Annotated in this window: 17 protein-coding genes; 5 read left to right on the top strand and 12 right to left on the bottom strand. The window is 63.0% G+C overall.

Translation table 11 applies throughout. The features are described 5' to 3' along the window. Position 1: 1 nt before the first annotated feature. The 5 genes from H9X91_RS09745 (at position 2) to H9X91_RS09725 (ending at position 6,330) form a co-directional block, all read left to right on the top strand. Positions 2-1,024, top strand: coding sequence for a DUF4340 domain-containing protein (locus tag H9X91_RS09745; protein WP_204804691.1), 1,023 nt, complete (start codon positions 2-4; stop codon positions 1,022-1,024). 104 nt (positions 1,025-1,128) lie between these two features. After that, entirely contained in the window at positions 1,129-1,812 is a 684-nt protein-coding gene (locus H9X91_RS09740) for a response regulator transcription factor (protein ID WP_204804689.1), read from the top strand. A 66-nt stretch (positions 1,813-1,878) separates the two neighbouring features. Further along, entirely contained in the window at positions 1,879-3,156 is a 1,278-nt protein-coding gene (locus H9X91_RS09735) for a sensor histidine kinase (RefSeq protein WP_204804687.1), read from the top strand. A 182-nt stretch (positions 3,157-3,338) separates the two neighbouring features. Beyond that, entirely contained in the window at positions 3,339-4,046 is a 708-nt protein-coding gene (locus H9X91_RS09730) for a response regulator transcription factor (protein WP_204804686.1), read from the top strand. Then, positions 4,015-6,330 carry a sensor histidine kinase gene (locus tag H9X91_RS09725; RefSeq protein WP_204804685.1) on the top strand — a complete coding sequence of 772 codons (2,316 nt, stop codon included), beginning with the start codon at positions 4,015-4,017 and terminating at the stop codon, positions 6,328-6,330. Before H9X91_RS09730 ends, H9X91_RS09725 begins: the two co-directional genes overlap by 32 nt. A gap of 43 nt (positions 6,331-6,373) precedes the next feature. Here the strand turns inward: H9X91_RS09725 and H9X91_RS09720 are convergent, their stop codons facing one another. From H9X91_RS09720 to dnaN, 12 genes are all read right to left on the bottom strand, one after another. After that, on the bottom strand, positions 6,374-7,003 hold the full coding sequence (locus H9X91_RS09720; protein WP_204804684.1) for a hypothetical protein: 630 nt from the start codon (positions 7,001-7,003) through the stop codon (positions 6,374-6,376). Between the two features lie 387 nt (positions 7,004-7,390). Further along, positions 7,391-8,557 carry a stage II sporulation protein P gene (gene spoIIP, locus H9X91_RS09715; protein ID WP_204804683.1) on the bottom strand — a complete coding sequence of 389 codons (1,167 nt, stop codon included), beginning with the start codon at positions 8,555-8,557 and terminating at the stop codon, positions 7,391-7,393. 114 nt (positions 8,558-8,671) lie between these two features. After that, the gene (locus tag H9X91_RS09710) at positions 8,672-9,118 is read right to left on the bottom strand and encodes a PaaI family thioesterase (protein ID WP_204804682.1); all 447 of its coding nucleotides are present in this window, start codon (positions 9,116-9,118) and stop codon (positions 8,672-8,674) included. A 138-nt stretch (positions 9,119-9,256) separates the two neighbouring features. Further along, complete coding sequence (locus tag H9X91_RS09705) at positions 9,257-11,182, bottom strand: NAD(+) synthase (RefSeq protein ID WP_204804681.1); 1,926 nt, start codon at positions 11,180-11,182, stop codon at positions 9,257-9,259. A gap of 394 nt (positions 11,183-11,576) precedes the next feature. Next, positions 11,577-12,014, bottom strand: a complete 438-nt coding sequence (gene rnhA / locus H9X91_RS09700; protein WP_204804679.1) for a ribonuclease HI — start codon at positions 12,012-12,014, stop codon at positions 11,577-11,579. A gap of 959 nt (positions 12,015-12,973) precedes the next feature. Then, entirely contained in the window at positions 12,974-15,472 is a 2,499-nt protein-coding gene (gyrA, locus tag H9X91_RS09695) for a DNA gyrase subunit A (protein ID WP_204804677.1), read from the bottom strand. Between the two features lie 111 nt (positions 15,473-15,583). After that, positions 15,584-17,533 (bottom strand): DNA topoisomerase (ATP-hydrolyzing) subunit B, encoded by a 1,950-nt coding sequence (gene gyrB / locus H9X91_RS09690; protein ID WP_204804675.1) that lies wholly within the window; start codon positions 17,531-17,533, stop codon positions 15,584-15,586. Between the two features lie 179 nt (positions 17,534-17,712). Further along, positions 17,713-17,979: an extracellular matrix regulator RemB gene (remB, locus tag H9X91_RS09685; RefSeq protein WP_204804673.1), complete on the bottom strand. Its 267-nt coding sequence runs from the start codon at positions 17,977-17,979 to the stop codon at positions 17,713-17,715. Between the two features lie 605 nt (positions 17,980-18,584). Beyond that, positions 18,585-19,433, bottom strand: a complete 849-nt coding sequence (locus H9X91_RS09680; protein ID WP_204804671.1) for a hypothetical protein — start codon at positions 19,431-19,433, stop codon at positions 18,585-18,587. 87 nt (positions 19,434-19,520) lie between these two features. Continuing rightward, positions 19,521-20,627 (bottom strand): DNA replication/repair protein RecF, encoded by a 1,107-nt coding sequence (recF, locus tag H9X91_RS09675; protein WP_204804669.1) that lies wholly within the window; start codon positions 20,625-20,627, stop codon positions 19,521-19,523. Next, entirely contained in the window at positions 20,614-20,832 is a 219-nt protein-coding gene (locus tag H9X91_RS09670) for an RNA-binding S4 domain-containing protein (RefSeq protein ID WP_204804667.1), read from the bottom strand. Before H9X91_RS09670 ends, recF begins: the two co-directional genes overlap by 14 nt. 4 nt (positions 20,833-20,836) lie before the next feature. Then, a complete protein-coding gene (gene dnaN, locus H9X91_RS09665) occupies positions 20,837-21,949 on the bottom strand; it encodes a DNA polymerase III subunit beta (RefSeq protein ID WP_204804665.1) in 1,113 nt (370 codons plus the stop codon). Between the last annotated feature and the right edge of the window lie 65 nt (positions 21,950-22,014).

The raw sequence follows: 22,014 nt of genomic DNA, 5'->3' as shown, positions 1-22,014 counted from the left end.
CATGAATCGAACACAAAAAAAGCATCTCTTCCTTCTGGGGGGGATCGTGGCGGCCCTGGTGATCATTCTGGCCGTGGTCCTGGCTGTCAAGCGGTCCAATGCCCAGCAGGCTGCGGAGGAAGCGGCCCGGCAGGAGGCGGAGAGCGTCATTACCCAGACGGAGGCCTCCTATACCGCCCTTACGTATGACAACGGCACCACCACACTGTCCTTCCATCTGGACGAGGAGGGGAAGTGGGTCTGGTCCGATGATCCGGAGTTCCCGCTGGATGACACCACCGTACAGTCCATTCTGGACCTGCTGACGGATCTCAGGCCCCAGCAGACCATCACGGACGGGGACACGCTGGATGCCTACGGTCTGGATCAGCCCTTTGCCACCCTCACCGCCACGCAGGCGGACGGCGGCACGCTGACCATCGCCCTGGGCAACGCCACTACCGACGGCACCAGCTACTACATGCTGATGGACGGGCAGGAGAGCCCGGTATACATCATTTCCGATGCCCTGTACCGCTATATGTCCGAGACCATTTACGACATGTGCGACCTGCCGGAGCTGCCGGTCCTGACGGAGGACACCATCCAGTCCATCACGGTGGAGGGCACCGTCAGCACGCTGCTGCGTCCCCTTGGAACAGAGACGGACGAGGACACGGGCACGGAGACCGTCACCTGGGCCGCCGGCGGCGAGGATGTGACGGAGCTGGAGAGCACCGGAGACCTGCTCTCTGATCTGGAGGGGATCTCCCTGACCAAGTGTGTGGACTACAAGCCCACGAATGAGGCGGCGGAGCTGTGCGGATTCAGCGCGCCCCGTGCCGTGGTCACGGTCCTCTACCTGACGGAGACCGGAACGGAAAGCTCTCTGACGCTGACCTTCGGCAGCGACAATCTGGATGGGACCGGCTGCTATGTGCGCGTCAACGACGATCCCACCATCTATCAGGTGGACAGCGGCGACGCGGATGCCGTTCTCTCTGTAGCGGCCAGCGGCCTGACAGATGCTTCCGCTTCGGAATAAGCTGTACCTTTTTTCACCCGCGTGTTACAATGAGGGGGAGCCCGCGGGCTCCCCACTTCTGATTCCCGTGCCGCCCAGGCATGGATACCCCGGAGGTGATCCCCATGCGCGTACTGGTAGTGGAGGATGAGGTCCGCCTGGCCGCCACGCTCCAGGATCTGCTGGAGCTGAACGGCTATACCGTGGACATCTGCCACGACGGCGAGTCGGGGCTGGACAACGCCCTGACCGCGATCTATGATGTGATCCTGCTGGACGTGATGCTGCCCAAGCTGGACGGCTTCACCGTGCTGCGCCGCCTGCGGGCAGAGCACAGCACCACGCCGGTGCTGATGCTCACCGCCCGCTCCGATCTCTCTGACCGGGTGCAGGGACTGGACTGCGGCGCCGATTACTATCTGACAAAGCCCTTTGAGCCCAAGGAGCTGCTGGCCTGCATCCGGGCTCTGACCCGGCGCCAGCCGGAGCTGCGGCAGACGGACTCCCTGGAATACGGGGACCTGCGGCTGGAGAAGACCTCCTTCACCCTCTCCTGCGGCGATCGGTCCGTGCGCCTGAGCCGCAAGGAATTCGACATGATGGAGATGCTGATGCTGAACCGGAAGATGGTCATCACCAAGGAAAAGCTGCTGCTGAAAGTCTGGGGCTATGAGTCCGACGCGGAGGACAACAACGTGGAGGTCTATATCTCCTTCCTGCGGAAAAAGCTGGAGCATCTCCGCTCCCAGGTGAAGATCCGCACCATCCGCATGGTGGGGTACTGCCTGGAGGCGCCAGACGGGGAGTAGTTTTCCACAAAGTACACATTTTTCCACTTTTCCACAGAGTTTTCGACAAAAGGGGGCAGCTGGCCCATGATCCGAAAATTACAGATCAAATTCGTGGCCATGTGCATGCTGCTGGTGACCGCAGTCCTGGCCGTGGTGTTTCTGGCGGTATACTTCTCCGCCAAGCAGAACATCGAGGTCATCAGCCATCAGGTGCTGCAGCGGGTCATCCAGGAGGAGGACACGCAGGGAGAGCTGCCGAATTTCGGCCGTGATCCGGGGCGGGAGGATGTGCTGCTGCCCTATTTCACGGTGAATGTCCGGTATACGGAGGAAAATGGGTCCCGGCTGGCCTCCGCCACGGTCACCGGCGGCACCTACTCCAATCTCCAGGACACGCAGCTGCTGGAATCCATCGTGACCGCCTGTCTGAATCAGGAGCAGGACGAGGGCGTGCTTCCGGAATACGGCCTGCGATATCTCCGGCAGGACCACTTCTTTTACGCAGAGTGGCCGTTTCAGGGGGAGTATCTGCTGTATCAGCGGATCGCCTTTGTGGACATGTCCATGGAGCAGGCCACCCTGGCGGAGAGCATGCGCTCTTATCTGCAGATCGGCGCGGCGGCGCTGGTGCTGCTGCTGGGGGTCTCCATCCTGCTGGCCCGGTGGGCAACGGCGCCGGTGGCAAAGGCGTGGCGGCAGCAGCGGCAGTTCCTGTCGGACGCCTCCCATGAGCTGAAAACGCCCCTGACCGTCATCCTCTCCAACGCGGAGCTGCTGGAGGCATCGCCTCTGGACGACCGCCCTGCCCGGTGGGCGGACAACATCCACTCCGAGGCCAAGCGGATGCGGTCTCTGGTGGAGGAGATGCTGACCCTGGCCCGGGCGGACAACGCCATGCCCACGGCGGTGATGGGGGAGGTCTCCCTCTCCGATCTGGCCACGGACTGCGCCCTGGCCTTCGAACCGGTGGCCTTTGAGGCTGGAAAGCCTCTGGAGAGCGATATCGCGCCGGACATTCTCGTCACCGGCGATGCGGACAAACTGCGCCAGCTGATCGGCGTCCTGCTGGACAACGCCATCAAATACGGACAGGCGGGGGGCGCCATCACCCTGACGCTGCGGCGGACGGACCGGCAGGCCCGGCTTTTGGTGTCCAACCCCGGGGAGCCCATCCCGCCGGAGCAGCTGGACCGTCTGTTTGAGCGGTTCTACCGGGCGGACGCCTCCCGGGGGGAGCAGTCCGGCTTCGGCCTGGGGCTGCCCATCGCCGCCGCCATCGCGGCGGAGCACAAGGGCACCCTGAAGGCGGAGAGCGACGCCGTCTCCACCCGGTTTCTTTTCTCCATGCCGCTGAAGAAGTAAAGACCTGTGAAAAGGGGCTTTCCTTCCCGGAAAGCCCTTTTTTGCTGTGCAGACACGCGGACGGATGCGGAAAGATGCCCCCTGTCCATGCCTGCGGAAGTCGTAAGAAATCTGTAAGAAATTTCTCCGGGTGTTTGTAAGAAATCCCCGGTATGCTGGAAACAGCTCAAGGAGGGATCGAGATGAACGAATGCATTCTGGTGGTGGATGACGACCCGGAGATCGTGGGAGCCATCGCCATCACCCTGGAACGGGAGGGGTACCGGGTCCTGCGGGCCTACAACGGCATGGAGGCGCTGGACCTGGCCCTGGACCCGGCGGTGCGGCTGATCCTCATCGACGTGATGATGCCCAAGCTGGACGGCCTGTCCGCCCTGCTGCGGATCCGGGAGAAGCGGAATCTGCCGGTGATCGTCCTCTCCGCCAAAAGCGAGGACACGGACAAGATCCTGGGCCTGTCCATGGGGGCGGACGACTACGTCACCAAGCCCTTCAACCCCCAGGAGCTGGCGGCCCGGGTCCGGAGTCAGCTGCGGCGGTACACCCTGCTGGGGGACGTCCACGCGGAGGCGCGGCAGGGCCTCCTCGTCAACGGCCGTCTCACCTATGACCCGGGCCGCCGGGAGCTGCGGGCGGACGGGGAGACGGTGAAGCTCACCGCCACGGAGACCAAGATCGTGGATCTGCTGATGCGCAATCCCGGCCGCATCTTCCCGGCGGAGGAGATCTACCGCCGGGTGTGGGACGGGGAGGCGGCCTACGCCTGCGAAAACACGGTGATGGTCCACATCCGCCGCATTCGGGAAAAGATCGAACTCAATCCCAGAGAGCCAGATTACATCAAGGTGGTGTGGGGAATTGGATACAAAATGGAACAGCACGGGACCTGACGAGGGTCTGGAACAGTTTGTGGCCGGTGAGGTCCGGGAGGCTCTGAAGGGGGCGGAGGACGCCCCCGGCGTGGTGAAGCTCCGGGTCCCGGGAAAGACCGCCGGGAAGCTGCGGGCGGCGGCCGGGCTGCTGGCGCTGGTGCTGGGCGTCAGCCTGGTGCTGGGGAGCCTGGGACAGACGGCGGGCCGCCTGGCCGGCGGCGCGGACAGCAGCTCCTTCGGCCCTGGCTGGTGGAGTACCGACTGGCAGGAAACTCCATCCTTTCGGCGGGAGATGGCCCAGCGGCTGCAGGCGTTCCTGTCCATGGCCACCGGCAGCGACCTGGACTGGTGGGGCACCGCTTCCGGGGACACCTACATCCTGTCCGGGGACGGCGACACTTGGTACACCTGGGGATCCATGGACACCGCCACGGAGGATATCACCGCCGAGGACGGCGCCGCGCCGGACGCAGACTATGCGGCGGATCAGAATCTGCTCTATCAGGTCATCGGCCCGGAAAATGAGCTGCTCTACAGCAATGTCCCGGCGGGCGCGGAGATCACCAGCGGCAGGGAGCTGCCGGAGGGATACAACTTTCATCTGGTCTTCCGCCACGGTGAGGTCCAGATTCGGAAGGACGGGGAACCGGTGGACGTGTACGGCGACGGGTTCTACACAGAGGACGCCCTGTGGGATGTCCCCGGGTATGAGAACTTCACCGCCGGGGAGGATGTGGCGGGCGTGACCGTCTACATGGCCGTCCGGCAGGAGCCGGTGCCCTATGTCCAGCTGAGCACCGATGGGGGCGCCCGCTTTTACAATGGACTCTACGACACCTATCAGTATATTCGGGAGATGCAGGGGTTTTATGTGCTGCGGGCGGTGCTGTGCGTGCTCGGCATCGCGTGTCTGGCAGTCGCCCGCCTTCTGCGGACGGACCGGCGGCGGGCGGAGGCGCGGCTGGCCGCCCTCACCCGGCGCGTGCCCGGAGAGGTGTGGTGGCTGGCGGCAATTCTGGCGCTTCTCACCATGGTGTTTTCCATGGACCCTTATACCGGTTGCTCGCCCTTTGAGCTCTGGTACTATGGCTGGATGGATTCCTCTCTGACGGATGTTCTGCGCCTTCTGGCGCTGCTGCCCGCCAACACCGCGGCGCTGCTGGTGCTGGTGTGGGTCCTGTGGCTCCGGCACATCACCCGGAAAAACACGGAGCCGGACCAGCGGTGGAGCCTGCTGAGGGCCCTGTCCGTTCGCGCCAGGAAATACCCCTTCCAGCGCAGGCTCAGCCGCTGGAATCGTTTGGCACTGGTCCTGATCTGCCTGCCCGCTGCTTTCTGGCTGCTGGTGCTGACCCGTATTCTGGGCATCTCCGCCTATGACGCGCTCTTCTGGTTCACATTCCTTCCGCTTCTGCTGTCAGCTGTCGTGCTTTGCTGGATCCTGCGGAAAAACGCTGCCCTGGCCCGGGACATCGGCCTGCTGGCGGACCAGGTGACGGCCATCCGGGACGGGGATCTGGAGACGCCTCTGGACCTGCCGGCAGACGCGGACCTCCGCCAGACGGCGGAGCAGCTGAACGACATCCAGGCAGGCCTCCACCGGGCTCTGGCGGAGCAGACCCGCAGCGAGCGGATGAAGGTGGAGCTGATCTCCAACGTGTCCCACGACCTGAAGACGCCGCTGACCTCCGTGCTCTCCTACGCGGAGCTGCTGCGGCAGGAGCCCCTGGAGGGGGCCGCGGCGGACTACGCCCGGATCATCGACGAGAAGGCCCACCGGCTGGCGGTGATGGTCCAGGACGTGTTTGAGGTCAGCAAGGCTGCCTCCGGCCAGCTGCCGGTGCAGCCGGAGCGGCTGGACTTCGCCAAGCTGCTGCGGCAGACCCTGGCGGACCTGGAGGGGCCCATCTCCAAAAGCGGCCTGACCTTTCGGGTGGATCTGCCGGAGGCCCCGGTGATGATCACGGCAGACGGCCGGCGGCTGTACCGGGTGTTCCAGAACCTCATCGACAACGCCCTGAAATACGCCCTGGAGGGCAGCCGGGTCTATCTGACGCTGAAGGTGGCAGACGGCCGGGCGGAGGCCAGCCTCCGCAACACCTCCCGGGAGGAGCTTCCCGACGGCGTGGACCTGACCGCCCGGTTCGTCCGGGGCGACGCCAGCCGCACCGACGGCGGCAGCGGCCTGGGGCTCTCCATCGCCAGCTCCTTTACCGAGGCCTGCGGCGGCGCGTTCCGGGTGGAGACTTTGGCGGACCTGTTCACCGCCGTGGTGTCCTTCCCCCTGTCTGAAGAAGCATGACCGCGACACAAGCCCCCGTCTTTTGACGGGGGCTTTGTCTCAATCATGACAGAAAACGGCCGGGGTCTCTCTCCAGTGTCTGTTGAAACTCCAAAAAGTGCTCGCAGGTCACGACAGCACGGTCCCCCGCGCGCTCCACATACAGGGGGCTGCTGATCTGCGCAAGGTGTGCGTATCCCGCGCCCCGGGGTCTGGCGACCCGGTATTCCGCCTCTCCGGGCCCCTCCAGGATCACACCCCATAAAACGCCGGTAAAGACCCTGTGGGTCGCGGCTTTTCCATTGGCGAGGTGCGTTCCATCCGACGGGCCGTCAGCCTGCTCCAGCGGGATCTCTACGGACACAGAATTGGAGATCTTCATCTCCTGCACCCTGTCGCCCCGGGATATTTCCACCAGGCCGGTGAGGTCTCCAGCCAAGGAGACCGCCACCGGCACCTCCCAGAAGCAGGCCCCCTTGATGGGGCCGAAGGGTCTTTCAACGGTGTATGCAGGCGGTTCGCCTCCCCCGCTCTCTTCGGATTGATTCCAGGCTGCCGCGGTCAGCTCCGTCACCAGCTGGGAAAGGCGGTCAAACTGCTCCGTTCCGTATTGCGCGATCGCCGCCTCCGTCAGGATCTCATCATCCTCCGCTGTGTAATCTGAGAGATCCTCCCCAAATGTCTCTTCGACCATGCGGACCTCCGCTTCGTATATACCGAGGACCCTTCCAGCGGTTTCCGCATCCAACAGGGGTTCGGCCCCGTAAAAACCCGGTGCGCAGCCCAGACAGCCGCAGGCCAAAAGCAGCCACGCCAAAAACGCCATCCATTTCTTTTTCACCTCACACCTCCTGTCTCCGGACCTCTCCCCATGGGTATTTTTCTGTGCTCTATTCTATCCGGTCGTCTGACAAAAGTAAATCACCTGTGTGTGGCAAATGGGCAATCACAGGTTGCGCGGCGACTGTTTCGGGGGAAGGTCTCCGGATCCCGCGCAGTTTTCCACATCCATATAAAAAAAGATCCCTGTCCGCTCGGACAGGGATCTTTTCACGCTGGAGCGGAATTCTTCTCAAGAGACTCACTTCCCCAGGTCGATCAGATACTCCGCCATATTCTGGGCAAACAGGCGGCCGGCCAGGGCGGCCTCCGCCGGGGAGTTGCCGGCGGCGCCCACCTCCACCAGCAGGGAACCTGTGGTGGCGTGCTGGTTGTACCGGGAGTTCCGCAGCAGAATGGGCCGCATCAGCGTGGGGTAGCTCCGGAGGATATTGTTCTGCAGCGCCACCGCCAGCTTCAGGTTCTCCATCCAGTCAGCATGGGGCAGGCCGCTGCCGTCGCTGCCCATCACCAGGGTCATCTGGGCGGAGGTGCCCACGCCGTCGATCTGAGAGATCACCTTGTACTGGTTGCCCTCCGCGTCCGCGATGGCGTCCCGGTGGACATCCAGGATGAAACGGATGGAGGGATACTCCGCCAGATACGTCTCAATGGCCGCCAGGGCATTGTTGTAGGCGTCGTTGTAGGAGGCGTAGTCGTACAGCGTCCGGTCGTGGAGAACGGAGATGCCGGCCTCGGTAAAGACCTCCGCCATCACATCCCCCACTCCCACCACATTGTAGCGGGAGTCCGTGGTGCGGTAGTTGCCGGACCAGACGATGTCCGTGCCGGCTGGGGGCGTATAGGCCTCGCTGCCGTGGGTGTGGAGGATCAGGATCTGGGGCTCTCCGTCGGCGAGACTGGCGTCAAAGGGCTCCGACAGGGCGGAGACCGAGAGGGCGTGATCCGTGGAATTGGAGATGTAGGCCCTGTCGCAGACCGTATATCCGCTGGGATCCGTTGGCACCAGCGTTCGGGCGGGAACGCCGTTGTCCGTCTCTCCCGTGGTCTCCAGAGGTGTCTCCTCCACCGGCTCCGTGACGGTCTCCTCCGTCCCGTCCTGGCCGGATTCCTCCGTCCGTTCCGTGGACCACAGCTCCGCCACCGCCGCCCGGGCGGACAGCAGCAGGGGAGATTCCCCCAGTGTCATCACGGCGGCGGGGGAGAGGCCGTCGTCCGCCCACAGGTCCCCCAGCTCCCATTTCAGCGCCGCCAGGGGAGAGGCCTCCCGCAGAGCGGACCAGGCCGCCGCAGCACTGTCGCTGCCTGCGGTGACGGCTGCGGCCCACAGCGTCCCCGCCGCCAGCCCAGCCGCGCCCAGCCGCCGGAGCCCTCTTTTCAGCGGGCCGGGAAAAACCGGTCTCTTCATATCGCCTCACCTCTGGGACAACCTTATGCGGCGGCGGGCGGAGATATGACGGCCCTGTTTTTCCACAATGTCGAAAGAAACGGGGAGAGGGTCCTGCCCTCTCCCGCATCTTTCTTATTTCTGTTCGGCGGCCACCTTCTGGTCCATCAGGGACTTGTCCACACAGAAGAAGGTGAACTCCCCCGTGGCCAGCAGCTTGCCGTCCTCGCCGGTGATGTCCACGGACGTGAGGACCGTGGACTTGCCCCGGTGCCGGACCCAGGCGGTGGCCCGGACCGTCCCCCGGGACTGGTTGCGGAGGAAGTGGAGGGCGCTGGTCTGGGTCACATAGTACCGCCCGTCGCTGTGGGCCGCCGTGCCGGTGGCGTTGTCCGCCAGCGTATAGATGGCGCCCCCGTGGACCATGCCGTAGGGGTTGCAGCTCTCCGGCCGGATGTCCAGCTTGAACACCGCCCTGTCCCGTTCCACAGACTCCAGCTCGATGTGGTTGTGGAGCATGAAGCCGTTTTTCCGAATACGCTCCCGGGTGGCCTTCTCCAGAAGCTCCTGAGATTCTTCCATGTTCTGTTCCCTTTCCGTTTTTCACAAGTTGTCTCTATTTTATCGGATGACGGAGATTTGTCAAGAAAAACCCTGCGCCAAGAGAGGGGAGAGCAGCGTGCAGAGCGTGAAAAAGAGGCGCCGACGGCGCCTCTTTTTTTATTCCAGCGTCTCCAGCTCCGCCATCCACAGGGCAGCGGACGCGTCGCTGGGCATCCGCCAGTCGCCGCGGGGGGACAGGGCCGCGGAGCCCACCTTGGGGCCGTCCGGCAGGCAGCTGCGCTTGAACTGCTGGGAGAAGAACCGCCGGTAGAAGGTCTTGAGCCACTTCAAGATCACGTCCCGGCTGTAGGTCTTGCCCAGGGCGTACACCGCCAGGCGGTAGATCTTCCGGGGCGGGAAGCCCCAGCGGAGCATGTAGTACAGGAAAAAGTCGTGGAGCTCATAGGGTCCCACCAGGTCCTCCGTCCGCTGGCTGATCTGCCCCTGGACGGCAGGCAGCAGCTCCGGAGACACGGGGGTGTCCAGAATGTCCTCCAGCACGTCGTGGAGGGCCTGATCCTTCTCCGCGTTGTCCCGGGCCAGATAGGCCACCAGGTGCCGCACCAGCGTCTTGGGGATGGAGGCGTTGACGGCATAGTTGCTCATGTGGTCGCCGTTGTAGGTGCACCAGCCCAGGGCCAGCTCACTCAGGTCCCCTGTGCCGATCACCAGGCCGCCGGTCTGGTTGGCAATGTCCATCAGCACCTGGGTCCGCTCCCGGGCCTGGCCGTTTTCAAAGGTGACGTCGTGGTTCTCCATGCTCTGGCCGATGTCGGCGAAGTGGCGGCGCACCGCCTGGGAGATGTCCACCACCTTCAGCGTGGCGCCCATCCGCTCCGCCAGCAGCTCCGCGTTGGAGCGGGTCCGGGCCGTGGTGCCGAAGCAGGGCATGGTGACGGCGATGATGTCGCTGGCGGGCCGGTTCAGCATCCCCATGGCCAGGGCGGTGATCAGCAGGGCCAGGGTGGAGTCCAGGCCGCCGGAGAGGCCCACCACCGCCGTTCTGGCATTGGTGTGCTCCAGGCGCTTTTTGAGGCCCAGAGAGGCGATCCGCAGGATCTCCTCACACCGCTCCGCCCGACCGGCATCATCCTCCGGCACAAAGGGGGAGGGGGAGACGTACCGGGTCAGGCGGGTCTCTTCCGCCGGCAGGGAGAAAGAAACCCGCCAGATCTCCGGCGGCTCCCTGCCGATGGTGAAGGTGTTGGTTCGGCGGCGGTCGTGGACCAGCCGGTCCACGTCTATCTCACTGACGGTGAGACCGGTGGCGAACCGCCGCTCCGCCAGCAGGGTGCCGTTTTCCGCGATCAGGTTGTGGCCGGCGAACACCACGTCGGTGGTGGACTCCCCCTCGCCGGCGTCGGCGTACACATAGCCGCACATCAGCCGGGCGGACTGGCCCGTCACCAGGGAGCGGCGGTAGTCTGCCTTCCCCACCAGCTCATTGGAGGCGGAGAGGTTCAAAATCACAGTCGCGCCCTTCCGGGCCAGCTCCACGGAGGGGGGCGCCGGGGCCCACAGATCCTCGCAGATCTCCACCCCGATCACCAGGTTTGGCATGGTGTCGCAGGCGAAGGTCTGGTTCGTACAAAGGCTCATATGCTGTCCGCACAGCTCGATCCCATGCTCCACGCCATGGCCGGAGGCGAACCACCGCTGCTCATAAAACTCCCCGTAATTGGGCAGATAAGCCTTGGGGACCAGCCCCAAAATCTCTCCCTTTTGTATAACAGCAGCGCAGTTATACAGTTTGTTGTCCCATTTATCCCAAACAGGCAGCCCCAGGGCCGTCACGATGTCCAGATTCCGGGTGGCCTCCAGGATCGTCTGGAGCCCCTCCTCGGCACCCTGGAGCAGCGTATCCTGCAGAAACAGGTCGCCGCAGGTGTAGCCGGTGAGGCACAGCTCCGGCAGGGCCAGGACCTTCACGCCCTGCTTGTCCGCCTCCCGCATGAGGGTGAAGATCTGCTCCGCGTTATAGCGGCAGTCCGCCACCCGGATCTTGGGGGTGCCGGCGGCCACGGAGATAAAACCGTCTTTCATTTTTGAAACGCCTCCTTGAAGGAAAAACCTGTATGAAGGATATTTTACACCCCGCTATCCGGTTTTACAAGAAAAGGGCGCATTTTTTTGGCAGGCCGGGCCCCTGTCCCCGAAAAAGCCTGCGGAAAACACACAAAGGACCGCCGGATGGCGGTCCTTTGTGCTGTGTGTGTTTTTTAGGAGGGAGAAAACGCATCGGGTTTGGGAGGACCCTTTGCTTGATGATAAAGATACCCGAAAGATTTTTCTAAATTATGTTTTTCTTATGAACAGATTGTAAATGTTTCCTCCCGTTTTCGGAAATTACGGAAAATTGCAGGTAAATCGGTCTTTTTTTGGAGATCCGGCCTGCTGTTGGGCAGCTGCGCCGTTCTTCACGGCAATGTGTGCGCCTTCATTTGTATTTCTGGCTCTCCGCCACCGCCAGCTCGTCGCAGCGGTTGTTGTAGGCGTTTTCCGCGTGGCCCTTGACCCAGTGATAGCGGAGGGAGTGGACCTCTGTCAAAGCCAGCAGGCGGTCCCAGAGATCCGGATTCAGGGCGGGCTTCTTGTCGGCCTTTTTCCAGCCCCGGGCCTTCCAGCCCTTGGCCCAGCCTTTTTCCAGCCCGTCGATGACGTATTTGGAATCGGACCACAGGTCCACGATGCAGGGCTCCTTCAAAAGGGACAGGGCCTCGATCACAGCGGTGAGTTCCATCCGGTTGTTGGTGGTGGCGGCCTCGCCGCCGGAGAGCTCCCGCTTGTGGGCGCCGTACATCAAAATGGCGCCCCAGCCGCCGGGTCCGGGGTTTCCGGAGCAGGCGCCGTCGGTGTAGATGGTGACTGTTTTCATTCTGAAATCCTCAAGGATAGATTTGGATCGGATGCGGGTAGGGCCGCCGTTGCGGCGGCCGGGGGAGTGTCTGCTCCCGCAGGGGAGCTTGTCCAGCGGGGATGCACCCCCCATTTTCTTTTCCATCTTGTGGAAAAGAAAACGGGCCGTGCACGGTCCAAAAGAAAAGACCGCTTTTGGTCGCAACTTTGCACGTGCGTGCAAAGTTGCTGTACGGGGGTCGGCGTGAGAGGGTGCCTGCGTGTTTGCGAGGACTGGCCGACGGGCGCGGCGGGGTACGGTACAGGCTTGATCGTTGGTTCCCGCGGCGCGGTGCATCTTAAGTCGGGGTGCAAGGACGTATTTGACCAGCTCCTCTTTCCGCGCGTTCCGCTTGCCCGCAAGGGGCACGCCGCATCCGTAAGCGGCAAAGCCGCCAACGGCTGCGCAGTCGCTACGCGCTCCCCCGGCGGGCGTAGGAGCTGTTGCGTTGTCCTATGCTGAAGCCTTCATCGACCACCGGCCAGCGGCAGCGAAAAGAGGAGCAAAGGGTATCCCCAACTTCCCCGGGCCGGAGGTTTCCCCAAGGGCTGGGCGTTTCCGTCTCTGACTACCACGCGGGACAGCCAACCATCCCTCGCCGGCGGCAGGAGGTCTGCGCTGGCGCAGACCGACCCGCCGAAGCGCCTTTTTCTCTTCCACCGGGCGCGGCGCATTTTCTTTTTGATGTCTCTATGCGGGGCCCCCGCCGCGCCCCGCGCGGTGGGGAGAGGAGGAGCGCCCAAGCCCACGAAGTGGGCGCGGAAGTGCCCTTGGGGTGCAAGGGAGCAGGCGCAGTTTTCGCCGCAGGCGGAAACGGAGCTGAGCGGACTTTGCGACGACGACAATGGGGGGCGCATCCTGCATGGACAATGCCCCCTGCGGGAGCCAGATCCCCGTGGCCGCTGTTCAGCGGCCCGCCCAGCCCAAACGGGCGGTCTTTATTCCACCCCTTCGGTGGAAGTTTCTTCCTCCTCATGCTCCGTCAGAGCCATGGAGATCACCTGATCTCCCTCCTCCTTGAACCGCATGACGATGACGCCCTGGGTGGCCCGGCCGGCGGTGCGGATGCTCTCCACCGGCGTGCGGATCAGGATGCCCGCCTGGGTCACCAGCAGCAGGTCCTCGGTACCGTCCACCACCTTGATGCCCACCACGGGGCCGGTCTTGTCCGTTACCATGTAGTTCTTGATGCCGAGGCCTCCCCGGTTTGTGATGCGGTACTCCTCCACCGGCGTCCGCTTGCCGTAGCCCTTCTCCGTGATGGAGAGAACCGTCTTTCCGGCCCGGGCCCGGGCGGCGCCTACCACATAGTCGCCCTCCCGGAGCTTGATGCCGCGCACGCCGTAGGCGTCCCGGCCCATGGGCCGCACGTCGTTTTCATCAAAACACACAGCCATACCGTCGTGGGTTGCAATGAGGATCTTTCTGGTGCCATCGGTCTCCCGGACAGAGATCAGGGCATCGTCCTCCTCCATCCGCAGGGCCCGGATACCGTTGTTCCGCAGGTTCTTCAGAGCGTTGGCCGGAATCCGCTTCACGGTGCCTTTTCGGGTGACCATAAAGAGGAAGCGGCCGTCGTCCTCGATGGACCGGGTGTGGATCATGGCCTGGATCCGCTCGCCCTGCTCCACCTGCAGGATGTTGACGATATTCGTCCCCTTGGCGGCCTTGCCGGACTCGGGGATCTGGTAGCCCTTTTTCCGGTAGACCTTGCCGGTATCGGTGAAGAAGAGGATATAGTCGTGGGTGGAGGCGGTGAACACCTCCGCCACGGAGTCCTCCTCCCGGGTGGTGATGCCCTTCTTGCCCATGCCTCCCTTGGACTGGGCCGCGTACTCACTGACCGGCGTCCGCTTGATGTAGCCCGCCTGGGTCAGGGTGAAGACGCACTGCTCCTCCTCGATCAGGTCCTCGATATCGATCTCGTCCTCCACGTCCTGGATCTCGGTGACCCGGTCGTCGCCGAACTTGTCGGAGACGGCCTGCAGCTCCTCCTTCAGGATCTTGCGGACCAGCGCATCGTCGGAGAGGACCTGGTTGTAGTAGGCGATCTTCTCCTCCAGCTCCTTGTACTCCTCCTCCAGCTTCTCCCGGTTCAGACCCTGGAGGGCGATGAGCCGCATATCGCAGATGGCCTGGGCCTGGATGTCGTCCAGTCCGAAGCGGGCCATCAGGTTCTCCTTGGCGTTGTCATAGCTGCTGCGGATGATCTTGATGACCTCGTCGATGTTGTCCTGGGCCACCAGCAGACCCTCCAGCAGATGGGCCCGCTCCTGGGCCTTCCGCAGGTCATACCGCGTCCGCCGGACGATGATCTCCTCCTGGAAGCTGAGGTACTCGTCGATGATGTGCCGCAGGGAGAGGATACGGGGCTGGAGCTTTCCGTTCACCTCTGTCAGGGCCAGCATATTGATGGCAAAGGTGGTCTGCAGCTGGGTCTGGGCGAAAAGCCGGTTCAGCACCACCTGGGGGTTGGCGTCCCGCTTCAGCTCGATGACGATGCGCATGCCGTTGCGGTCGGTCTCGTCCCGGATGTCGGAGATGCCCTCCAGCCGCTTGTCCTCCACCTGGTCCGCCATGCTCTTGATCAGCTGGCGCTTGTTCACCTGATAGGGGATCTCGGTGATGATGATGCGGGTGCGGCCGTTGCCGAATTCTTCGAACTCGTGGCGGGCCCGCATGACCACCCGGCCCCGGCCGGTGGCGTAGGCCGCCCGGATGCCGCTGCGGCCCATGATGATGCCCCGGGTGGGGAAGTCCGGTCCCTTGATGTACTGCATCAGGTCACTGAGCTGGGCCTCCGGGTTATCCAGCACACAGATGCAGGCGTTGATGACCTCCCGCATGTTGTGGGGCGGGATGTTGGTGGCCATGCCCACGGCGATGCCGCTGGAGCCGTTCACCAGCAGGTTGGGGAACCTGGAGGGGAGCACCTTGGGCTCCTGGGTGGACTCGTCATAGTTGGGGTCCCAGTCCACAGTCTCCTTTTCAATGTCCCGCAGCATCTCGTCGGACAGGCGGGCCAGACGGGCCTCCGTGTACCGGTAGGCCGCCGGGGGGTCGCCATCCACGGAGCCGAAGTTGCCGTGGCCCTCCACCAGCGGATAGCGCATGGAGAAGTCCTGGGCCAGACGGACCAGGGCATCGTACACGCTGGCATCTCCGTGGGGGTGATATTTGCCCAGCACGTCGCCCACGCAGGTGGCGGACTTCTTGAAGGGCTTGTCATGGGTCAGGCCGCTCTCGTACATGGAGTACAGGATCCGGCGGTGGACGGGCTTCAGGCCGTCCCGCACGTCGGGAAGGGCACGGCCCACGATGACGCTCATGGCGTACTCGATATAGGATTTCTCCATCTCGGGGACCAGCGGCGACTCCACGATCTTTTGTTCGGGATACCGGATCTCCTCGGGATCGTATTGGGGCTTTTTAGACATGGGTGTTGTCTCCTTCTGAATCCATCAGATAAAAGTGAAGAGATATGAGATAAAAATGCTCTTGTACAGATCAAATATCTCTTATCTTTTTACTTTTATCTCTTATCTCCGTTAATAATCCAGGTTGACCGCGTACTTGGCGTTTTTCTCGATGAACTCCTTCCGGGGCTCCACCTTCTCGCCCATGAGGACGGTGAAGGTCTCGTCCGCGGCCACGGCGTCATCCAGGGTGATGCGGCGCAGGGTGCGCTTCTCCGGGTCCATGGTGGTCTCCCACAGCTCGTGGAAGTCCATCTCGCCCAGGCCCTTGTAACGGTTGATGAGCACCTTGGCGTTGGGGTTGTCCCCCCGCAGCTCGGCGGAGACCCGGTCCCGCTCCTCGTCGGAGAAGGCGACCCTTGTCACCTTGCCCCGGGTCAGCTTGTACAGGGGCGGCACAGCCGAGTACACATAGCCGTGCTCGATCAGCGGACGCATGAAGCGGAAGAAGAAGGTCAGCAGCAGGGTGCGGATATGGGAGCCGTCCACATCGGCATCGGCCATGATGATGACCTTGTGATAGCGCAGCTTGTTCAGGTCGAACTCGTCTCCGATGCCTGCACCCAGGGCGGTAATGACGGGCTGGAGCTTGTCGTTGCCGTAGACCTTGTCCGCCCGGGCCTTCTCCACGTTCAGCATCTTGCCCCACAGGGGGAGGATGGCCTGGAACCGGGAGTCCCGGCCCTGGGTGGCGGAACCTCCTGCGGAGTCGCCCTCAACGATATACAGCTCTGTCAGCTCCGGATTGTTCTCATTGCAGTCCCGCAGCTTATCCGGCATGGCGGCGCCGCCAAGCGCCGTCTTGCGGCGGATGGACTCCCGGGCCTTTTTGGCGGCCTCCCGCGCCCGGTTGGCGGTGAGGGCCTTGTCCAGGATCATCCGGCCCACCTGGGGGTTCTCCTCCAGGAAGGTCTCCAGCTTTTCGGAGACGATGTTGTTCACCAGGGTGCGGATCTCGCTGTTGCCCAGCTTGGCCTTGGTCTGGCCCTCAAACTGGGCCTCCGTCAGCTTCACGGAGATGACGCAGGTCAGGCCCTCCCGGCAGTCCTCGCCGGAGACCTTCTCGTCGTCCTTCAGCAGCTTGATCTTCCGGCCGTAGGCATTCAGCACATTGGTCAGGGCCCGCTTGAAGCCCTCCTCGTGCATGCCGCCCTCCGGCGTGTGGACGTTGTTGGCGAAGGAGAGGATGGTCTCATTGTAGCCGTCGTTGTACTGCATGGCCACTTCCGCCACAGAGTCCTCCCGGGCACCGGACATATAGATCACATTGCTGTGGAGCACATCCTTGCTGCGGTTCAGCCAGGTGACGAACTCCCGGATGCCGCCCTCGTAGCACATGTTGTCCTCCTGCTCCCGTCCGGGGCGCTTGTCCACGGTGCGGATGCGGAGGCCAGCGTTCAGGAAGGCCTCCTCCCGCATCCGGGTGTGCAGGGTGTCGTAGCTGTACTCCGTCTCCTCGAACATCTCGGGGTCCGGCTTGAAGGTGACGGTGGTGCCGGTCCGGTCTGTGGTGCCGACCACGGTCATCTCCTGGGTGACATGGCCCCGGGAGAATTTCATCTCATAGATCTTGCCGTCCCGGTGGACCTGGACCGTCAGCCACTCGGAGAGGGCGTTCACCACGCTGGCGCCCACGCCGTGGAGGCCGCCGGAGACCTTGTAGCCCCCGCCGCCGAATTTGCCGCCGGCGTGTAGGACGGTGTACACCACCTCCAGGGCGGGCTTACCGGTCTGGGCCTGGATGTCCACGGGGATGCCGCGGCCATTGTCCACCACGGTGATGGTGTCCCCCTCGTTGATCTGCACCAGGATGTCCGTGCAGTAGCCGGCCAGGGCCTCATCGATGGCGTTGTCCACGATCTCATAGACCAGATGGTGCAGGCCGGAGGAGGAGGTGGATCCGATATACATGCCCGGCCGCTTCCGGACGGCCTCCAGGCCCTCCAGCACCTGGATCTCCGACGCGTCATACTCATTGCTTGCGTCCACCGCAGTGGAGTTCAACAGTTCATTGTCTGCCATGCAGAGTCTCCTTTCAGGATTTTTCGTTCGCTCCAAGGCAAGAAGAGCTGGGCCGGAGCCCTTTCCGGCCCGGCTCTCCTTGCCCTGAACAATGGGTTTTCTATTTGATCAAACAGATGCCGCCGGATTGCCGGCGCGGCATCGAGGTGATTCTCTCAAGGTCACCACCGAATGCTTTGCTACAGCTCCAGTTCCGCACTCTCCGCCCGCTTCTGCAGGGTGGTAGAGTTCAGCTGACTGAGGTACACGATCTGCCGGTGGTAGGGGTGGTCGCAGACCACGAAGGACTTGGGGATCTCGCCGGAGATGTCCAGCACCACGCCCTCTTGTTCCGCTGCCGCCAGATACTCCCGGGTCCGCTTGCCGTAGCTGCACTTGTCCAGATCAAAGATGCCGATGATCCGGCGGTCCGGGAGGATCTCATTTTGGCCGATATGGAGATACATAGTGGTCTCCTTTCAGGGGTACGTCCCATTGGACGGGGGATTCAGCCATGCTGATGGCTGGGCAATGCACCCCCCATTTTCTTTTCGGTCTTGCCGAAAAGAAAACGGGCCGTGCACGGTCCAAAAGAAAAGAACGCTTCGGCGGGTCGGTCTGCGCAAGCGCAGACCTCCTGCCGCCGGCGGGGGAAGGTTGGCTGTCCCTCGCGGCGGTCAGAGACGGAAACGCGCTGCCCTTGGGGAAACCTTTGATCTGGGGAAGTTGGGGATACCCTCAGCGACTCTCCCCGCTGCCGCTCACGCTTCCGTGAAGAACAGCCAGCGGCAGCGAAAAGAGTAGCAGAGGCAATACGACAACCACCCCGACGCCGTCGGCACCATCCGCCACGGGACGGCAGCTGCAAACTCGCAGAAGACCTAAGCGTGCCCGAAGGTCAGGCAAAATCGGAGCAGGCACCGATACGCCGACCTCCGTCGCGCGCGGAGGGCCACTGCACCGGAGCGCGCCCAGCGCCTTTTTCTCTTCCACCGGGCGCGGCGCATTCTCTTTTTGGGCAAGACCAAAAAGAGAATGGGGGGCGCATCCCCTGCGGGAGCAGAGTCTTTTTCTATCCCAGCTCCGTTTCATAGAAGTCATAAAACCACATCCGCTGCTCTGTCATTTTGCGGCAGGCACCGTTGTCATTTTCATAGATCACCATGGACAATTCCTCTTCCGGATCTCCGTCGTAGACAGCGATTGCCTTGTGCAGGTATCCGGTGCCCAGGCCCGTGACCATGATCCGAGCATTCTTCTCCTGGTCGAAAATATCGTAATACAGAGAGGTGGCCTCCCCGGACTGGGCGAGGACGCCCGCGTCGGAAAACCGGTAGCGCCCTTCGTCCAGAAATTCTGACAAGATGGATTGAATATCCTCGTGTTCCGCCGGCGGCAGATCGATGAACGGTTCTCCTCCGGCGACAGCCGCCTGGACGGAGGGACTCGCCCTCAGGGCGGAGAGGATCTCCCGGTCCGTCTCCGTAATGGCCAGCTCCGGGATCTCTGCCAGAACACGCTCCTCGCTGATGTCTTCTCCCACCATGGCATAGGTGGCGCTGCGCATCTCGTGGGAGATCAGAACGCCGAAGCCGATGGCCAGCGCCGCACCGGAGCAGAGGGCGACGGCACGGACAGCATACCGCTGAAAGCGGTCCTCCCCGCCGCGGAGCAGATGGGACAGGCTCCATCCAAACAGGAGCCCGCCGCCATACAGCCCCCAGCACAGCAGCAGGAAGGAGAACGGGAGGGTGTGGACCGGAGACGCCGCACACAGCGCCAGCCCCAGCGCCCCCGCCAGAACAGGCACCCACAGCAGATAGCGCCTTGTCCGGCAGAACAACCCCACTGCCAGCTCCCAGAGAAAGCCGGCAGCCGGTCCGCCGAAAACCAGAATTGGAAGCACTGCGTACCAATTCATCACGGTTACCTCCATTTTGTCATGTGGGGGGCTGTGATTGGATCTGTCGTGTTTGATTGGAGAGGCTTTACCGCCTGACTGAGGGGTTCATCCACTGATGGTGCCCTGCTTCACGTGGAACACCTTCCCGCCCAGCAGGACCGGCAGCCGGTCATCCTCACAGCAGGTGATGAACACCTGCCCCCCGGCGATGCGGTTGAGGACAAATTCCTGCCGCCGGGGATCCAGCTCGCTGAGTACATCGTCCAGCAGCAGCACCGGATACTCTCCCGTGGCGTTCTGGTAGATCTCCCGCTCCGCCAGCTTCATGGCCAGAGCGGCCGTGCGGGTCTGGCCCTGGGAGGAAAAGGACTTGGCCTCCCGGCCGTCGATGGTGATGATCAGATCATCTTTATGGGGACCGGAGAGACACATCCGGCTGGCCCGTTCCGCCGCCTGGTGGGACTCCATATGGGCCCGGAGCTGTTCTGTGAGGACTTCTATGTCCGCCGCCGGGTCCGTGACAGAGGAGACCGTCTGATACGCGATCTCCAGCTGTTCCTTTCCGCCGGAACACTCCCGGTGATGACGGGCGGCATACCGGGCCAAGGCCTCGGCAAACTGCTGGCGGTAGTGGATCAGCACCGCGCCGAAGCGGACCATCCGCTCATTGAAGTCCGGCAGCAGCTCCAGCAGGTCCGGCCGCTCCTCGCTGTCCCGCAGGATGCGGGTCTTGTGGTCGTAGAGCCGGTGGTACTCCGCAAGAGCGGCGGCATACCGGGGCCGCAGCTGGCAGAGGGCCGTATCCATGAACCGCCGCCGGGCGGCGGCCCCCTCCCGGATGAGATACAGATCGTCCGGGCAGAAGAACACGGTGTGGTAGACCTGGCTCAGGGCGGCGCTGTTTTTGGCCGGCACCTGGTTCACCCACATCTTCCGCCGCCGGCCCCGGTACAGCTCCACCCGGGTCCGGAACTCCCGGTCCCGGGAGAGAGCCCTGCTCTCCAGGACCGCCTCGGCGGCGTCAAAGCCGATCATCTCCCGGTCCGTCCTGGCCCTGGGAGATTTTCCACAGGAGAGGTAGACAATGGCCTCCAGCAGGTTCGTCTTGCCCTGGGCGTTTTCCCCGAAGATCACGTTGCAGTTCGGGTCAAAGGCCGCCCGCTGGGAACCATAGTTTCGAAAGTTCTGCAGCTCCAGCTCAAGGATCTGCATAGGACACCGTGTAATGCGCGCCCTGGAACGCCACATCGTCTCCGGGGCGGATCTTCTTTCCGCGCATGGTGCAGACCTCACCGTTGACGGTGACCTCGCCTGCCTGGATGCGCTCCTTGGCCTCGCCGCCGGTGGACACCAGATTGGCGAATTTCAGCAGGTCCTGAAGCTTGATGAATTCTGTTTGAATTACAACATTTTCCATCTGTTCACTCCGTGCTCTTCAGCCGTACCGGCAGGACCATGTAGAGGAAGTTTTCCTCACCCTCTGTGGGAACGATGATGGCGGGGGAGACGCTGGTGTTCAGTTCGATCTTCACCGTGTCTGCCGGAGCATATCGAAGCGCCTCCATCAGATAGCGGTTGTTGAAGCCGATCTCCAGTCCGCCGCCGTCGCCGGACAGACGGCAGATGTCCTTGGCCTCGCCGTTTCCGGTCTTGGCGGACAGCAGCACCTTGTCATGGTCGAACAGACAGCGCACCGGGCTCTTCTGCTTTTCGGAGATCACCACGCTGACCCGGTCGATGCTCTCGATCAGCGCCTTGGTGTCCGCAATGACGGAAATGGGGTTTTTCCGGGGGATGGCGTTCTTGTAGTCCAGGAATTCACCCTCCAGCCGGCGGCAGATCAGCTCGGTGTCGCCCACCTCAAAGAGGATGTGGCTCTTGCCCAGGGTCACGGCGGCCAGATCTTCCACATCGGCGCAGATGTTCTTGACCTCGTTGAGGGCGCTGCCCGGCGCCACGAAGGAGAAGGCGCCGCCGTCGATTTTTTCCAGGGGTTCCCGCCGGATGGCCAGGCGGAATCCGTCCACAGCCACCATGGTCAGGCCTTGGTCGGTGATCTCGAACAGGGCGCCGGTGTGGATGGGGCGGCTCTCGTTGGTGGAGACGGCGAAGGCCGTCTCTTCGATCATGGCCCGCAGCAGCTTCTGCTGGATGGAGACGGAAAAATCGTCCTCCACCTGGGGCAGCTCCGGATAATCGGCGGCGGAGAGGCCCAGGATGTCGAAATCCGCGTCGCCGCAGGAGAGGTGGACCACTTGTTTTTCATCGGAGGTAAAGGTGACGACGTCGTCCGGCATCCGGCGGATGATGTCGCCGAACAGGCGGGCGTTCAGGACGATCTCGCCGGATTCGGTCACATCGGCGGAGACTTTGGTGCGGATGCCGGTCTGCAGGTTGTAGCCGGAGATGGTCAGCTGGCTGTCGGCATGGAGCAGCAGCCCTTCCAGGGCGGGGATGGAGCTCTTGGAGGCCACTGCGCGGCAGGTGATGGCAATGGCGCTCTGCAGGAGCGCTTTTTCACAGGAGAATTTCATGCAGGCACTTCCTCTCTAGTTGGAGTTGGGGGATGCGGCAGGGACCGCATATAAAAGAAAGAAAA

The organism is Oscillibacter valericigenes (genome assembly GCF_016902445.1).
In the GTDB taxonomy this organism is placed as follows: Bacteria; Bacillota; Clostridia; order Oscillospirales; family Oscillospiraceae; genus Oscillibacter; species Oscillibacter avistercoris.
The sequence above is the reverse complement of the archived record's forward strand: the minus strand, read 5'-3'. Positions and strand labels throughout refer to the sequence as shown.

What these genes read in the sequence shown, in the direction of transcription:
- H9X91_RS09735 (WP_204804687.1), top strand. Translation starts at nt 1,879, where the DNA reads ATGATCCGAAAATTACAGATCAAATTCGTGGCCATGTGCATGCTGCTG.
- H9X91_RS09720 (WP_204804684.1), bottom strand. Translation starts at nt 7,003, where the DNA reads ATGGTCGAAGAGACATTTGGGGAGGATCTCTCAGATTACACAGCGGAG.
- H9X91_RS09710 (WP_204804682.1), bottom strand. Translation starts at nt 9,118, where the DNA reads ATGGAAGAATCTCAGGAGCTTCTGGAGAAGGCCACCCGGGAGCGTATT.
- H9X91_RS09745 (WP_204804691.1), top strand. Translation starts at nt 2, where the DNA reads ATGAATCGAACACAAAAAAAGCATCTCTTCCTTCTGGGGGGGATCGTG.
- H9X91_RS09670 (WP_204804667.1), bottom strand. Translation starts at nt 20,832, where the DNA reads ATGGAAAATGTTGTAATTCAAACAGAATTCATCAAGCTTCAGGACCTG.
- gyrB (WP_204804675.1), bottom strand. Translation starts at nt 17,533, where the DNA reads ATGGCAGACAATGAACTGTTGAACTCCACTGCGGTGGACGCAAGCAAT.
- recF (WP_204804669.1), bottom strand. Translation starts at nt 20,627, where the DNA reads ATGCAGATCCTTGAGCTGGAGCTGCAGAACTTTCGAAACTATGGTTCC.
- rnhA (WP_204804679.1), bottom strand. Translation starts at nt 12,014, where the DNA reads ATGAAAACAGTCACCATCTACACCGACGGCGCCTGCTCCGGAAACCCC.
- H9X91_RS09705 (WP_204804681.1), bottom strand. Translation starts at nt 11,182, where the DNA reads ATGAAAGACGGTTTTATCTCCGTGGCCGCCGGCACCCCCAAGATCCGG.
- H9X91_RS09730 (WP_204804686.1), top strand. Translation starts at nt 3,339, where the DNA reads ATGAACGAATGCATTCTGGTGGTGGATGACGACCCGGAGATCGTGGGA.
- H9X91_RS09740 (WP_204804689.1), top strand. Translation starts at nt 1,129, where the DNA reads ATGCGCGTACTGGTAGTGGAGGATGAGGTCCGCCTGGCCGCCACGCTC.
- remB (WP_204804673.1), bottom strand. Translation starts at nt 17,979, where the DNA reads ATGTATCTCCATATCGGCCAAAATGAGATCCTCCCGGACCGCCGGATC.
- H9X91_RS09680 (WP_204804671.1), bottom strand. Translation starts at nt 19,433, where the DNA reads ATGAATTGGTACGCAGTGCTTCCAATTCTGGTTTTCGGCGGACCGGCT.
- spoIIP (WP_204804683.1), bottom strand. Translation starts at nt 8,557, where the DNA reads ATGAAGAGACCGGTTTTTCCCGGCCCGCTGAAAAGAGGGCTCCGGCGG.
- dnaN (WP_204804665.1), bottom strand. Translation starts at nt 21,949, where the DNA reads ATGAAATTCTCCTGTGAAAAAGCGCTCCTGCAGAGCGCCATTGCCATC.
- gyrA (WP_204804677.1), bottom strand. Translation starts at nt 15,472, where the DNA reads ATGTCTAAAAAGCCCCAATACGATCCCGAGGAGATCCGGTATCCCGAA.